Here is a 14665-nt window from a genome sequence, read left to right as displayed (position 1 = left end):
GAGCGTACCGCAGAGGTAGCCTTTCGAACGTGGCGCGGTATTGGCGGATCTACCGGACGTTTATGAAGAGCTCGCTAGCTCGCGAGCTGGAGTTTCGCGCCAACTTCATCGCGAAGATCTTCCAGAGCGTGGTCTGGATCGGCTTCTTTGTGATGATCCTGCTCGTAGTGTACCGAAACACACCGGACGTGGCCGGCTGGGCTCGCGGAGACGCGTTCGTCCTGGGCGCCACCGTATTCGTCATGAGCGCCCTATCGTCCGCGTTCTTCTTCTCACTGACCGAGATTCCGACTCAAGTGCGGCAGGGGACGCTCGACTTCGTGATTACTAAACCGGTCGACAACCAGTTTTGGATCAGCATGCGCCGCTTCAACTTCGACCAGGTCGGCTCCCTCATCGCGGGCATCGGCATGGTGATCGCGGGCATCCATATGGGCGCGACCAGCCCGTCGATTCTCCAGTGGTTCTCCTACCTGGTGCTCGTGTTCGCCGCGGTCGCGGTCTTCTATTCTTTCAACCTAGCTATGATGACGACCGGCATTTGGCTCGTTCGTGTCGACAACCTGTTCATCCTCGGCGAAACGGTGACGTCGATGGCCCGGTACCCGCTCGACATCTATCCGCTCGGAGTCCAGCGTGCCTTCACATTCGTCCTTCCTCTCGGGCTCCTCTCGACCATCCCAGCGCGGCAGCTCGTTAAAGGGTTCGATCCTGCGATGCTGGGCCTGGGCATCTTTTGGGCGGTTCTTGCCTTGTTCCTATCGCGACGTTTTTGGAAGTTCGCGATGCGCCACTACTCATCCGCAAGTAGCTAGTGTAGGGTCTCGCAACTCCATGGCTCTCCCGATGCGATACGGTTGGCACATTGCCTTTAAATAAGCCTCCGCTCCTGGGCGGTGGCATTGAACCCGACTCCGGAGCGGTGATCGACAACTTTGTCTGATCTGCCCCGTAGCCCGGGGATTTATCCCCGGTAGAACCTTGAACCGCGGCTAAAGCCACGGGCTACGGGTGAAATCAGGCAAGGGAAATGTAAACCTAATTTCTCAATGACCGTAATCCCCAGGCTACGGGCAAACCAATTCACGAGGGGGCGAAGAAGCCCGTCGACGTCTTATCTAAACGTGTATATGAGCGGCTGGGAGAGGACGGTTGGGAGGAGCTTAGCCTCCCGACGGCGCGTTGTTCCAACGCTTCGGGAGGCATCTGTTCGCGCCTGAGATTAACGAGACACTACACTAGAAGTCTCGCCCCGTGCCGGTCCCTAACGGCTGTCCGCGGCGGCCGATCCCGAAGAGGGAATTGAACGGGAACGCCTTCAGGCGGACGAAGAATTGGATCTCGCGGCCGGCCCTGAATCCGGTGTTGCTCTCTGTCATCGTGAATACCGCCTCCGCGCAGTGGAGGTCGTAGATCATCGAATACTGCTTGCTGTCGAACTGTTTGGTGTAGCCGTTGTAGGTCAGAGCCGCGCTTAACCGGGCTCGTCCGACCTTGAGGTTGTTGAGGAAAATGTTGGCATTGCTCCAGACCTTGCGGATCCCATCGTAGCGGGTACCGATCGTAAGCAGGGTTGCCCCGGGCTGATAGCCGAGATCGAACCGGACACTGCTCCAAGCCCCCTGGAACGTGTCGTAAGTGGAAAGGCTTCTCAGCAGGAAGTAGCTCGTGGGGATCCACTCCGTACGAAGCCCCACCTGCTGCCAGCCGGTATCGCTGGTCTCGATTCGGTTGATATCGTAACCCGATTGAGCGCCGATCAAGAAGGAGCGGATCGGCCGGTAGCTTATGTCGCCGGTGACGAGGTTCGTCTTGCCCGAGCGATCTTGCTGCAGCGGGCTGTAACCGTACGGTCGAAGGTAGTTGTAGCGAAGGTTGATAGCGGTATCGCGGCCCAGGCTGTAACCCATCTGGGTTCCGTAGTTCAAAACGTACTGAGCGGTGTCGTCCGAGTAGATTCCCTGCCGGAATTCCCCGTTGTAGTCGAGGTGAAAGCGCTTCCGGCTTCGGTCCGGCTTCTGAAAGCTGAAGTCGAAGTTCCCCCGGCTCACATGGCTGTTGCCCGTGAGGTCCTGGAATTCGCCCAACGAGACCTCCGTTCGGAAAGGAAGCTGTTGCGCAAACTTCTGGTTGACCAACCGCTGGGCGTCCGACGAGAAGGTGATCACCGGAGTCCGGTCGTTTGAGCTAAAGAAGCTTCCCGTCTCACCGATCGGGATCGAGCGCTGATACTCGAGGCTGGCCTGTCCCTTAGGCAAATCCTCCTGGGCCTTCACCAGCATTTCGAGCTGCTCTCGCTTTTGGCCCGGCTGCCCCTGAAATTCGGACTTGTTGGTCAACCAGTTAAGGTCGACGTTCGTGCGAACCTTCCCGAAGACGTTTCTTTGGTCGGACAGCGTAATCGTCTGGGTCGTGGTGCTGTTCCCGAACGTAGAGTTTGCGGTGCGGGCGAACCCAAACTGCGTGGTGTCCGAACCGCGCGGAATCGTGAGCACCGCCCGATTTGTTAGCAAAGTGCTATCGGGGGCCGAAAGGTAGTTTCCCTGCTGAATGTCGGTCGTAAGATTGAGCTCGCCCCAACCGAGATTCTGGCGATGCTCGTTTGAGACGCTGAGCGTATTGACGTTCCCCCGGATCGTATAGAACCTCAGGAATCCGCCCATGCGGGGAGCGGTGTAAGCATAGTCCGCGCCAACACCCACGCCGAGCTTGGACATATAATCCAGCCGGGATCGCAGCTCCTTCTCTCCCTTCAGCGGGATCCCGTAATTGGTCTTGATGTAGTACCCCTCGTCCGGGCTTTGCCCTACCGTCGGCAGGTTGCGGTATTGCCGGTCGTCGAGCGGAATGGAGAGATACGGCACCCGGAGAATCGTCCGGCCGAACAGCCGGATCTTGGCCCTCCTAAAGATCGCCCGGATCCCCGGGCGAACCACCACGTCTTCACCGTCGATCGAGTAGTGAGGATGTTCCAGGTTACAAGACGTAACCTCGGCGTCGAACGAGCGGGTTTCCCGCTGGCTCCCGAACGACTCGCGCGCCTTAATATAAACGTCGTTCAGGATCTTGCCCCCCACCAATTTGGGGCTCACCTGGGACTCTGCGTTGAAAGACCGGTACGTCCTCTGCTTGAAATCGACCACGACCCGCTCCCCTTTAACCACCGCGTCGGTGCCGATGATCTGCACGTGGTGGGCAAGCGAGAAGATGTTGGTGTTGAGGTCTCCCTCTCCGCTATCCGCGAAGACGTGGTAGCCCTTGTAGACGAATTCCACCCCTTCGTCCATTTCCACGTGCTTGCCGCTCCAGCGTTGGCGCCCGCTTCGGATGAGCTTGAATCCTTCGTCGGGGTTTTCCGTTCCCGGCAGGTCCCCCTGCTGAGCGATGGTGGGATCGGGCGGAGTTTTGGGCGGAAGCCCGGGATTGCCGACCGGCTCCAGCGGATTTGGTTGCGGAGCCCGTGGAATCTGGTTCGTCTCCTGCAACTGCCGCCCCGCTCGAATCAAGACGTCATATCCGCCCATTTGCGCCGACGCGCACGCCGAGCAGGCGAGGAATGCAACCGCTCCCGCGGAGCGACGAGCCAGTCCCTTCGGCACTATTCAAGCCTCCTAATCGCCACCACCCCAAGGATGGTGAACAGAATATTCGGGAGCCAAGCCGCCGTGAAGGCGGAGATAAAGGAAACTTTCGACAGAATCTCTGTCGATATCACGTGCGCGTTGTAATACAGCATCACCAAAACGATGCTGAGGAAGACCCCCACGAATCCGCCGTTTCTGGCAAAGACGATCGCAAACACGGGGCCCACGATAGCGAACACCACGCAAGCCGCCGGAACGCTGAACCGCTCGAGGTACTTCACTTCCAACTGCTTGGTATCCAGGTGGTTCTTTCTTTGAATGGAGATCTGTTCGAGGAGTTCTTTCGCCGTTTGCTCCTCCGGCATGATCGGTGAAAACAGGTTTTCGGCAATGATCCGCTGATTGATAATCAGGCTCTTCGCGCGCGAAGTCGTGATGACGTCCAAGCCGTCTTTGATGCGCCGGACGCGCGCATCCTCGAACGTCCAAACCCCACCCTGGTATTTGCCACGCTTCGAAAAGTAGACCTCTTCCTCCCCTTTAACCGGCTGCTGAAACAGCCAAGCGTCCTCGAACTCGATCGCATCTTTGCCCTTCTTACGCACAACACCAAAGTTGGCGGTGAAGTTCGACAAGCTTACGACCACGTTAGGCTTGAGATCGGAAGTGAAGGCGAGGGCGCCGATCTGCAGTCCGAGGCTTGTGGCCTTCTTCGCCATCGGTGGCATGATCTTCTCGGCGAGGTAAAAGTTGCCGATCCCAACCAAGATTCCGAAGGCGACGACCGGATACAAGCTCCGCAGGATCCGCACGCCGGAGGCCCGGATCGCCGTCAGCTCCGACTCCCGCGCGAGCCGGGAGAGCGCCAACGAGGAGCCGAGCGCCATCCCCACGAGCAGGGTCATGTTCAGATACTGCGGGGTTTGAAAGTATATGTACTGGAAGATCGCCTTCTTCGGCACAGTTTCCAAATTGGGCAACGTCTTGGCGAGAAAGATATAGGTATTCGCCTGAAACATCAGCACGACGGCAATCGTGCCGATCAGAAACGGCACCATCATCTCGCGGAGGAGATAGACGTCGAGCTTCTTCAAGCCGTCGATTCCTTGTCGCGAAACGCCAACGCAAGCGTTCCGACTGCGCCGACCGCGATGACGAAGATCACCACCAGCGCTCCGGGACCCTGAATCTCGGAGGCAAGGGCGATGCCGACCGCGCACAAGATCATGACGATCCAGGCGACCATCAGCTTGCGTCCCATCTGCGTCGAGACGACCCGCCCTTTCACCCGGTCGAGCAGGAAGCGGGCTCCGCATGCCGCGCAGTGAATGGTGCCGGCCGCATTCGCATGGCCGCATTCCACGCAGCCGATCGGCTCGAACTCGCCCTTGTCCGGCGGATATTGCCGCCAGTTCTCCACCATCCGATATTCGTCCGGGAAGTATCGGCGCGGCAACCCCGGAAGCGCCCCCTCCGCCAGTACGAGAGCGTGCCCCCGAACCCCGAGGTTATAAAGATGACGGGCGAGGCGGATCTGAGCCGCCGGGTTGCTGGGGCGCAGCACGAACCCTTCGTACGCCTTCTCGACCCCCTCCACGTCGACGTTCCGATGCTCCCGCTGCTGCTGAATGCCGCGCGTGATCGGAATCATGACCGCGCTCAGCACGAGCAAAACGATACTGAGCGGTTGAAGGACCGGGACGGGCGGTGCGATTGCCATAAATCCAAGGCCGACCACCACGCCGATGGCGAGCACCCCGAACACGATGTCCAGTTCCAACATGATCATCCGGTTGATCACGTGGATCACCCAAACCACGACGATCACCCACGAGAGGCAACCCATCGCGATAAGCTCCGGATGTTTGGCAATCAGGTCATTGAGCATCGGGGTTCCCGCCGGTTTCAGACCGGCGTTCATCTAAGGACGGATCAGTTTCACCTAAAGGCGGATTGGAAGCGGATTTCTTCTTCGATTCGAACTTCGGTTCCGTACCGTTCAGCAGCCGGCGAATATTGGCACGATGCCGGATCACGACGAATACCGCGAGCAGGCCGTAAACCGGAACCAGCTCTCGCGCCTGACCTGGGATCACCCATCCGAAGATCGGTCCGGCGATCGCCGCGGCGATGCTGGCCAGGCTGACGTATCGCGTAACACCGAATAGAACGAAAAAGATCCCGAAAGCCGAACCCGCTACCGCCGGCGAAGCTCCGAGTCCCGCACCCAGAGAAGTCGCGATCCCCTTTCCGCCTCGAAAGCGCAAAAAGACCGAGTAACAGTGTCCCAATACCGCGCAAAGGCCGGCCACAAACCACCAAGCTTGCGCGTGCATTCCGTACAGGTCTTGCGTCACGTTCTGCCGTGCGATCAGCGCGGGGACGAGCCCCTTCAATACGTCGAGCAGGAAGACCAACGCCCCCAACGGCTTGCCCACCGCGCGAGAAACGTTCGTGGCGCCTGGATTGCCGCTGCCGAACTTGAAAATGTCGATCCCTTTCGAGCGGCAGACGATCACCCCGAAAGGGATCGCGCCGATGAAATAGGCGAGGAGGCAATCGAGAAGCAAGCTCATGCCCGCAAGCGCTCCAACCCGTCGAGATACATCTTTCGAACCGTCTCCGTCACTTCCAGGTGGCGAGCGAGCAGCTCGTTCGCGCCGGGCAACTCGCAAGCCGTGGCCAATCGGTTGAGCTTGTCGGGGTTCTCCGGCAAAAGATCCTTTGGAAGCCCCTGAAGGTAGATCCGGGCCCGCAAATCGGTCAGATAGCGGTGCGCTTGCAACAGAACCTCCGCCTCGATCGCGTTAATAAGGCCGACCCGCGCCAACTGCCGGATCCGCTCTGGCATCAGCGTCCTCGACCCGGCTTCCACCGCCGTCGGATAGCGCATCTCGTGCAAGTGAACCAGCCACTCGATATCGTTGAGCCCACCCGCCCCGAGCTTTACGTCGCGATGGACATGCTGGGGACTCACCCGTTCCGTCTCCACTCGCCGCTTCATCCGAACAAGCTCCTTCAACCGTTCGGGAGTCAGCGGTAATCCATATGCGGAATGCAGCACGACGTCTAGCCCTTCCTCCGCTCCACGCACGAGGCGGGCGTGCCCTAGGGCGAACCGCTCCCACATTTCCATCCCGTCGAAGTCGTACGCTTTGAAGCCGTCGTAAGTGCGGACGAGCAGCCCCTTCCCTCCCTCCGGCCGCAGCCTGAGATCCACCTCAGCCGGCGCTCCCAAGCGTTTGAGCTGCCCCAACAGACTGAGCAGGTGCTGAGCCTGCTGCTCCGCGTCGGCCTGGAGCTCCTTCCGGGAGGTGAGGAAGATAAGGTCTGCATCCGATGTCGGCCCAAAATCCCGGGTGCCGTAGCTGCCGGTGGCGATCACATCGAACCCTACGTAGAGGCGCTGCAAGCAATGCGATAGCAATGCATCCATCGCCATCGAGAGACGCTCGCCAAGGTCGAAGTTCGGGGCGAGCGTCCAACGGGCGAGGATGATCGTAACCGCGCTTGAGTGAGCGGTCGCGACCGCCGCAAGCGGCGCGTCCGGAGCAAGCCGCGTGATTCGCGCCGTATCGTCGTTCGGCTCCTCGATCTCGCCACTCAGAAGGAGCTCCGTCAAGGTGACTGATTCCTTAAAGGCGGACACCAGCCTTGGCGCGTCGACGAGGATTTTACGTACCCGGCTGAGGCTTCCCTCGTTGTCGAACAGCCCCCGGTAAAACGCGTCGTGTTCCGGGAGCAGGTCGAACCACTGCAAGGCGGCGGGGGCATGTGGGCCCAGCGCGGCGGCCACCCGGTCGCGATCGCCGTCAACCGACGGTTCGAGATGAAGGCTGCTGCGGTACAAGGTCTGAATTGTACGCCGATGGGCATCGAGTAAGGTAGCTAGCTCGGACCAAGTTCCCTTCCCCATCGAACGGGCAAGCGCCTCTCGCGCCTCCGGCGCAGCCGGGATCGCATGGGTCTGCCGGTCTCCTACCAACTGAGCCCGGTGCTCCAACTTTCGGAGGAACGTATATCCCTCGATCAGCGCTTGGGCGACCGGGTGTTCGATGAAGCCGCAGCCGTCCAGAGCGCGTAGCGCGTCGCAAGTCGGCCGGACCTGAAGCTCCGGCCGGTCGTGCCCATGGAGGAGCTGATAGACCTGCGTCAGAAACTCGACGTCCCGAATCCCCCCGACTCCTCGCTTCAAGTCCTCCTCCCCCGCCCCCTCCTCGATCCGAGCCCGCATCGCGAGCATGTGCTCCAACGCCATTTCGCTGAGCTTGGGGCGAAAGCAGGTGCGGATCCGCATCTCCTCCCATCGGCGCACCAATTCCGGCGGACCAGCGACCGCACGGGAACGGAGGAGCGCCTGCACTTCCCACGGCTCGGCGTACAGGTTGTAGTACGCCTCGATCGCGCGCATGCTGCTAAGGATCGGCCCCGTCCCGCCATACGGGCGGAGCCGCAGGTCGACTCGATAAAGGAAGCCGCGCCCCATGCGGTCGCTCAGCGCCCGGCCGAGCGCCTCGCAAAGCCGGCCGCAGTCCCTTTCCAGCCGCTCCGCAAGCCCGTCTTCGCCGGCATACACCAGGTCGATGTCCGAGGAGTAGTTCAGCTCGTGCCCGGCGAGCTTGCCGAAGGCGACAACCAGCACCGGGCACTCTTCCGGAAGCTCCCGCTGCCTGCGCTGCTCCTGCCAGACCGCGTTTCGAGCGAGCTCGATGAGCCCGTCCGCCACATCCGAAAGTGCTCGCCAAACCGTCTCCTGGTCCCAAGCGCTGCTGAGATCGTTGATAACGATCGGCAGATTCCACCGCTGACGAAGAAACCTCAGCCGGTCGAGCGTGTGCGAATACGAGGTGGATGCAGCGAGCAGCCGTTCGCCATCCGCGACGATTCGGGCCCGGTCCGGCACCGGACGCAACTCGCCCGGCTCCAAGATGAGACTTCCCAGCTCCGGATTTTGGATAAGTGAATCGGCGAGCGGCTGGCTGGCCCCGAGAATCGTGATCAAGAGCCGGCCGAGGCTCGGAAGCCCTGCGACCTGTTGCAGGTACAGGCCCGGGCTTGCCGTAGAGAGAAGCCACCTCTCGAGGTTCGTCAGCGCCAAATCCGGGTCGGGATTGCCCCGAAACGCCTCGCGGACGAAGCCGGGAACCGAGTCGCCGGTCAGCGCCTCGAGCCGCTCAAACGTCCGTTCGGCGGCCTCCGGATCTCGGAAGCCGCTCACGGCGAGTAACGGAACCCAACTCCTGCAATCACGACGGCGCCCACGGATTAAGGATAGCCGCTAATAGGCGTACTTCCCTGCATCCTGGTGGGTCGTTTCGATCCGACGGATCGTTCCCGTCGCCGACCGCATGATCAGCGATTCGGTGAGAGCAAATCCCCTCCGGTATCGGACCCCTTTCAGGAGGTCGCCCGAGGTGATGCCGGTGGCGGAGAACATGACATTCCCACTGGCCAGATCCTCCGTGGTAAATACGCGTTCGAGATCGCCACCCACCATCTTTTCGGCGCGCTCCCTCTGCTCGCCCTTGGTGAAGACAAGCCGCGCCTGCATCTCTCCCTTGCAGCAAAGGGTAGCGGCCGCGGTGATGACCCCCTCCGGCGCTCCCCCGATCCCCATGAGCGCGTCGACGTCCGAATCCGGGTCCAAAGCGGCGACCGCGACCGAAAGGTCGCCGTCCGAAACCAGATGGACCCGCGCCCCCGCTTCCCGGATCTCGCGAATGAGCTGCTCATGCCGGGGACGGTCGAGAACGCCGATAATCAGCTCGTCGACCTCCTTCCCCATCGCCTTGGACATGAGCCGCACGTTGACCCGGGGCGGCAAGGTGATGTCCACGATGCCGCGGCACTCCTCGCCGACCACCAGCTTGTCCATGTAGCAATCGGGCGCATGCATCAGCGTCCCTTCCCCCTCGATGGCCGCCGCAAGAACCGCGATCGCGTTCGGCGTGCCGTTCGCGCATAGGTTCGTACCTTCGAGCGGGTCGACGGCGATCTGGATCTTGGGCCCGTCGCCGTTACCGAGCTGCTCGCCGATAAAGAGCATCGGCGCCTCGTCCCGCTCCCCCTCTCCGATAACGATGGTGCCGCACATCGAAAGCTCGTTAAGGGTACGGCGCATCCCATCGCACGCCGCCTGGTCCGCCCCGTCGCGATCCCCTTTCCCCACAAACCTAGCCGCACAAAGCGCCGCCGCCTCGGTGACGCGCAAGAAGTCCAAATGGTGATTACTAGTCATTTTTCGCTCTACCTCGTCGTAGATCACCCGGCAACACTGCCGGGCTCGAAGGTGAGAATAGGGTACCGGGTGTTGCGGTGTTACGGTGTTGTGGCCGCAGTCGTGTGGACTGATGGGGCGCATAAGACCCATCAGTCCCATTCGACCCATCCGTCCCATCAAACGAGGTAAAGCCTCACGCTAACCAACACCGCAACACCTTAACGCCCAACGCCTCCCACCCGGTACCCTTATCCCCATGTCCCATCGTTGGGCCAGAAGGATTGCTTGCCGCCTGGGCTCCGCGGAGCAGCGGTGGCCGGTGTTGGTCGCATTGCTGGCGATCGGCGGACTCTATGCGTCGCTTCCTACGAAGCTGCTGCCGTTTACCGACACTCGGATGCGGTGGATCCCAATGGTGATCGTGCTCTTGACGGCGGCGCCGCTCATGCTAAGCCATCGCCAGCATCGGCACCGGCTCAATACGATTTTGGCGTACGTCTTGCTCGCCATCCTCACCTGCTTCATGCTGGCCTCGCTGGCACTACTGGTCCTGGGCCTCAAGGGGCAAAAAGAGACCCCCAGCGAGCTACTAAAGTCGGCGGCCGGCCTCTGGGCCACGAACGTGTTGGTGTTCGCCTGCTGGTATTGGCGGCTCGATGCCGGCGGTCCGCACGCGAGGGCGGCTCGTCTTCAGCATCACGAGGGCGCATTCCTATTCCCCCAAATGTCGATGAGCCCCGAACAGCTCGAAAAGACCGGACAGGAGGGCTGGAAACCCGGCTTCATCGACTACCTTTTCTTGGCATACAACTCGAGCGCGGCCCTCTCCCCGACCGACGCCCCGGTATTGAGCCGATGGGCCAAGGGGCTGATGATGGTGCAGGCAAGCATCTCCCTCAGCATCATCGTCCTCCTCGTCGGCCGGGCCGTCAACATCATCGGCTCCACCCCACCACCGCCACCCGTCGTCGTCGCCCACTCTTCTTCCCATCCCGCCCCTTGACCGCCCCCCAGTTCCGAGGTATATTTCTCAACCTACTGCCGCATAGCTCAGTTGGTAGAGCAGCTGACTGTTAATCAGCGGGTCATAGGTTCGAGTCCTATTGCGGCAGCCATTCCTCTCTTTCCCCTGGGTCACCGCCCTCTAACGCCGCTCTTTGGCGCATTCCCCAGCTTATCGGCCCCCAGATGGGCAGCGACAGATTGGGTTTACGTTTGCCTTCTTTGATGTGACCCGTACCCCGTAGCTTTAGCTGCGGTTCGCGGCTCCTCCGGGGATAAATCCCCGGGCTACGGTCACTTTCAGACTGGCAGTCTATTTTCCCAATGTAGAGGGTCAGTTGACGTTGGCTCCGAGTAAGGTTATATTCCTTCCGACCCTGCCGATACTGGTCATTACCTCCGTGAAATACTCGAAAGTGGAGCCCCACCCCGGACCGATCGATCTGCCAAAGCCAATCGGATTCCTTTGTCATGCCGGAGAGGATGCTTGGGATGGGCGGTATCTCGCGGAATTCACTCGCCGGTTAGTGGCGCGGGTTCGGGCTCGGTTAGGGCCGCGGATGGCTCGGATCGAGGAGGATGGGGATGTTCTGTTCGCAGACTGGCGGGACAACCGAGTGGGGCAGGATTATTTGGTTCGGCACAGCGAGAAGCTGGCTAGGTGCGGGTGTCTGGTGGCGGTGCTTTCTCCCAGCTTCTTCCGGGTAGGGAGTGAGTCGGCTAAGGAGCTACTTGCGTTTCTAGACCGGATTGGCTCCGAGCCAGTCGAGGGCGGCTACACCGGGCTTGTGCCGGTGGTTTGGGGTGAATTCGAAGACGTGGATCTCCTTGAAGGGGCGCTTCAGAACGCTCACCGGACCTTGAGCGCGTCCGCAAAGGAGCGGCAGGCGCCGACGCTTTTGAAACTCATCCGGGATCAGGCGCAGAACGCGGCCGTGGAGGAGGCATTGGACCAGTACGCGGACGCGATCATAGCTTCGGCTTCTGTAGGTCTGCCGGTGGGGAAAGAGGAGCGGATTCGCCATTTTCTGGATCATGGGTCGGCGCCGATGGCTCCGGCCGTGCAGGTGACCTTGGAAACGCCGCAGGAGGGCGCAGCTTTGCCCGGGATGGAAGTTCTATTGAGCTTGGGAGCTCGGGGCAAGTTCGTCGGATACGAGGACATGATCGCCCGGGTTGTTGAGTGGGCAGAGCGGGGGGAGCCGCCGATGCTGCTACTCCACGGGCCCGGGGGGATTGGGAAGACATCGACCGCGGTGGAGGCGATCAAACGGATCCAGGGGCGCTTCGCGGGCGGGGTCCACGTCGCGCGGTTCGATGTACTGACCACCAACGTGCCCGAGGACGTGACGGCGGACTCGTTCGCGTCTATGCTTGCGGAAGCGGTGCGGGCGCCGGAGGTGGTCAGGAAAGATCCATCTGGCAGCCTCGCCGGCTACCTTGCCCGGCAAGGGACCCTTCTGCTCTTCCTAGACAACTTCGAGAGCGTCGCGAATACGCAGACGAACGCGTTTCTGGGGAATCTGCTGCAACAGGCTCGGAATGTGCGGGCGCTGGCAACCAGCCAGCATGCGGCTTCCCCGCTGAACGTCACGGCCGAGGTGAAGCAGCGGTCGCTGGGAGTGCCGACGAGTGAAGATAATATCGAGGGTAGCGAGGCGTTCACGCTGTTTAGAGATCGCTCAGCCCAGCGTGGCGTTACCGAGTTTTCTGACCTAAAGGCGCTTCTGCGGGTGCTTCGGGCGACCGAGGGTCTGCCTCTGGCGCTGGAGCTGCTGGGCGCCCATGCGAACGACGCCACGCTGAAGGAGATTGCGGATGGCGTGGAGAAGGCGGCGCTATCCTGGCTCCAGACGTCCGGCGAAGATTCGGTCGGCGTGGCGCGCCAGCGGAGCATAGAAGCGTGCGTCAGTTGGTCCATCGATCGGCTGAAAAAGAAGGATCGGGAGGCGTTCCTCAAGCTCGCGCCGTTCGAGTACCCGTTCGTCGCGGACGACGCCGAGCTTCACTTGAAGGTCAGCCGAAGTCAGTTGACCGAGTGGACCCGGTGGTCGTTGTTACGGCGCACGGAAGTGCACGGCGCCAGCGAGTATGAATTGCCGACAATTGTGCGGCTCGTGCTCGCCAAACGGGCCGAGATTTCCTTTGAGGCGATGCGCCGAGCGTACTGCGGCTATTACGTAGGACTCGTGCGCGAGCGCGGCAACGAAATGCCGGGTAGTCCCGGATGGAACGTCCTGCGTAGAGCGAGCCAGCCTGCCGCGCGCGCCATCGTCGAAGGAACAGTTCCGCCAGGTCTGGTGCTCGCTTGTTTCTACCACCTCGGTGAATTCTTGCGAGTGACCTCCCGCAACGACGATGCGCGCACTGTTTTCGAACGGGGCCTGATAACTGCAATGGCCCGTCCCGACAAATCAGCCCAGGCAAATGCGCGGATCGGCCTTGCCGAAGTGGCAAGTATCCGCAATGCGTATGCCGAGGCGGAGGAGGGATACCGAGCGGCCCTGGCCATCTACAAGGAGGTCGGAAACCGGCACGGAGAACCTAATGCGCTTAGGGGCCTCGCTGACGTAGCAAGCATGCGCGGTGCTTACGCCGAGGCGGAGGAGGGTTACCGAGCGGCTCAGATCCTCTATAAGGAGATTGGAGATCGGCAGGGAGAAGCACATGCGCTCAAGGCCCTTGCCGACATGGCAAAGATGCGGGATGCCTACCCCGAGGCGGAGGAAGGATACCGATTAGCTTTGTCCATCAACAAGGAAACCGGAGACCAGCAGGGAGAGGCACATGCTCTTAGGGGCATTGCTGACGTGGCAAAGATGCGCGACGCCTACTCTGAGGCGGAGGAGGGATACCGAGCAGCCCTGACCATCTATAAGGAGGTCGGTAACCGGCACGGAGAGGCTAATGCGCTTGTCCGCATTGCCGATGTCACAAGCCTGCGCGGTGCCTACTGCGAGGCGGAGGAAGGTTATCGAGCAGCTCAGATCATCTATAAGGGGGTCGGAAGCCCGTCCGGAGAGGCAAACGCGCTGGATGGGCTTGCCAATGTGGCACGCATGCGCGGTGCCTACTCCGAGGCGAAGGAAGGTTATCGGGCAGCACTGACCATTTTCAAGAAGATCGGAGATCGGCGGGGAGAAGCAAACGTGCTGGGTGGCCTTGCCGAGGTGGCACGCGTGCGCGATGCCTACGCCGAGGCAGAGGAAGGATATCGAGCGGCTCAGATCCTCTATAAGGAGATTGGAGATCGGCAGGGGGAGGCGGGTTCGCTCTACGGGTTTACGAGGACCAGAATCGAAGCTGGTCGCGACGACATTGAAGAAGCAGGACTGCAAATTGCCGGGGAATTCTTCCAAAAAATCGGGGACAAACGAAATGAAGCCATTTTCTGGGCCTTACAAATGCGCATCCGAGGTGTGAGAGGCGATGCCGAGGAGGCTGCGCGTGAGTTGAGAGCGGTTCGCGGGGAGCTGGCGCAGGTCGAAGGCCGGTTCGAGGAAGCGGAGGCATGCCTTTGGCTGGGGGACTTCGAGCCAGACGTCGAGGCGAAGAGGCGGGCGTGGGACGATGCATTGGGGCTGTTCCGGTCGCTTCCAAACCGGCACTTTGCCGGGGAGGCCAACTTGCGGTTGGCAGGGATTGCCGGATCGGGGGAGGAGCGGGCGGCGTACCTTGCCGCGGCGCGGGAGGATTGGGAGTCCTCGCCAGACTTGGCTTTCTTGCTGCCCCGGCTACCGAACGAATGATCGCCGAGTTGATGTACAAGTAAGTGTAACCCCAATCGAAGGTGGGTCGTCGTGTTCAAGCTCGGACGAGCGGCAAAACAATCGAAGGCTCCCCATCTTAAGTCGACCAA

The 14665-nt window shown here is 61.0% G+C and carries 9 protein-coding genes and 1 tRNA gene; 4 read left to right on the top strand and 6 right to left on the bottom strand.

Translation table 11 applies throughout. The features are described from left to right. Nucleotides 1-29: 29 nt before the first annotated feature. The gene (locus tag OP10G_RS16415; protein ID WP_144241196.1) at nucleotides 30-815 is read left to right on the top strand and encodes an ABC transporter permease; all 786 of its coding nucleotides are present in this window, start codon (nucleotides 30-32) and stop codon (nucleotides 813-815) included. Between the two features lie 423 nt (nucleotides 816-1238). On the opposite strand, the gene OP10G_RS16410 is transcribed toward OP10G_RS16415, so the two are convergent. From OP10G_RS16410 to glpX, 6 genes are read right to left on the bottom strand one after another with little or no spacing between them, the layout of a single operon-like run. Next, a complete protein-coding gene (locus OP10G_RS16410) occupies nucleotides 1239-3599 on the bottom strand; it encodes an LPS-assembly protein LptD (protein WP_025229353.1) in 2361 nt (786 codons plus the stop codon). Next, entirely contained in the window at nucleotides 3599-4678 is a 1080-nt protein-coding gene (locus OP10G_RS16405; protein ID WP_025229354.1) for an LptF/LptG family permease, read from the bottom strand. The genes OP10G_RS16410 and OP10G_RS16405 overlap by 1 nt, the downstream gene beginning before the upstream one ends. After that, the gene (locus tag OP10G_RS26940; protein ID WP_025229355.1) at nucleotides 4675-5505 is read right to left on the bottom strand and encodes a hypothetical protein; all 831 of its coding nucleotides are present in this window, start codon (nucleotides 5503-5505) and stop codon (nucleotides 4675-4677) included. Before OP10G_RS26940 ends, OP10G_RS16405 begins: the two co-directional genes overlap by 4 nt. Beyond that, entirely contained in the window at nucleotides 5462-6160 is a 699-nt protein-coding gene (plsY, locus tag OP10G_RS16395) for a glycerol-3-phosphate 1-O-acyltransferase PlsY (RefSeq protein ID WP_025229356.1), read from the bottom strand. The genes OP10G_RS26940 and plsY overlap by 44 nt, the downstream gene beginning before the upstream one ends. Continuing rightward, nucleotides 6157-8802: a [protein-PII] uridylyltransferase family protein gene (locus OP10G_RS16390; protein WP_025229357.1), complete on the bottom strand. Its 2646-nt coding sequence runs from the start codon at nucleotides 8800-8802 to the stop codon at nucleotides 6157-6159. Before OP10G_RS16390 ends, plsY begins: the two co-directional genes overlap by 4 nt. A 60-nt stretch (nucleotides 8803-8862) precedes the next feature. Continuing rightward, entirely contained in the window at nucleotides 8863-9822 is a 960-nt protein-coding gene (gene glpX / locus OP10G_RS16385) for a class II fructose-bisphosphatase (protein WP_025229358.1), read from the bottom strand. 238 nt (nucleotides 9823-10060) lie between these two features. Between glpX and OP10G_RS16380 the strand changes: the two genes are divergently transcribed. The 3 genes from OP10G_RS16380 to OP10G_RS16370 all read left to right on the top strand — a co-directional run bounded on the left by OP10G_RS16380 (nucleotide 10061) and on the right by OP10G_RS16370 (nucleotide 14555). Then, nucleotides 10061-10807: a hypothetical protein gene (locus OP10G_RS16380; protein WP_175578201.1), complete on the top strand. Its 747-nt coding sequence runs from the start codon at nucleotides 10061-10063 to the stop codon at nucleotides 10805-10807. 36 nt (nucleotides 10808-10843) lie between these two features. Next, nucleotides 10844-10919: transfer RNA gene (locus OP10G_RS16375), tRNA-Asn, on the top strand. 288 nt (nucleotides 10920-11207) lie between these two features. Further along, nucleotides 11208-14555 carry an ATP-binding protein gene (locus OP10G_RS16370; protein ID WP_144241195.1) on the top strand — a complete coding sequence of 1116 codons (3348 nt, stop codon included), beginning with the start codon at nucleotides 11208-11210 and terminating at the stop codon, nucleotides 14553-14555. Nucleotides 14556-14665 lie beyond the last annotated feature (110 nt).

Source organism: Fimbriimonas ginsengisoli Gsoil 348 (assembly GCF_000724625.1).
GTDB lineage: Bacteria > Armatimonadota > Fimbriimonadia > Fimbriimonadales > Fimbriimonadaceae > Fimbriimonas > Fimbriimonas ginsengisoli.
Note: the sequence above shows the minus strand (reverse complement) of the source record. Positions and strands in the feature narration are given on the sequence as shown.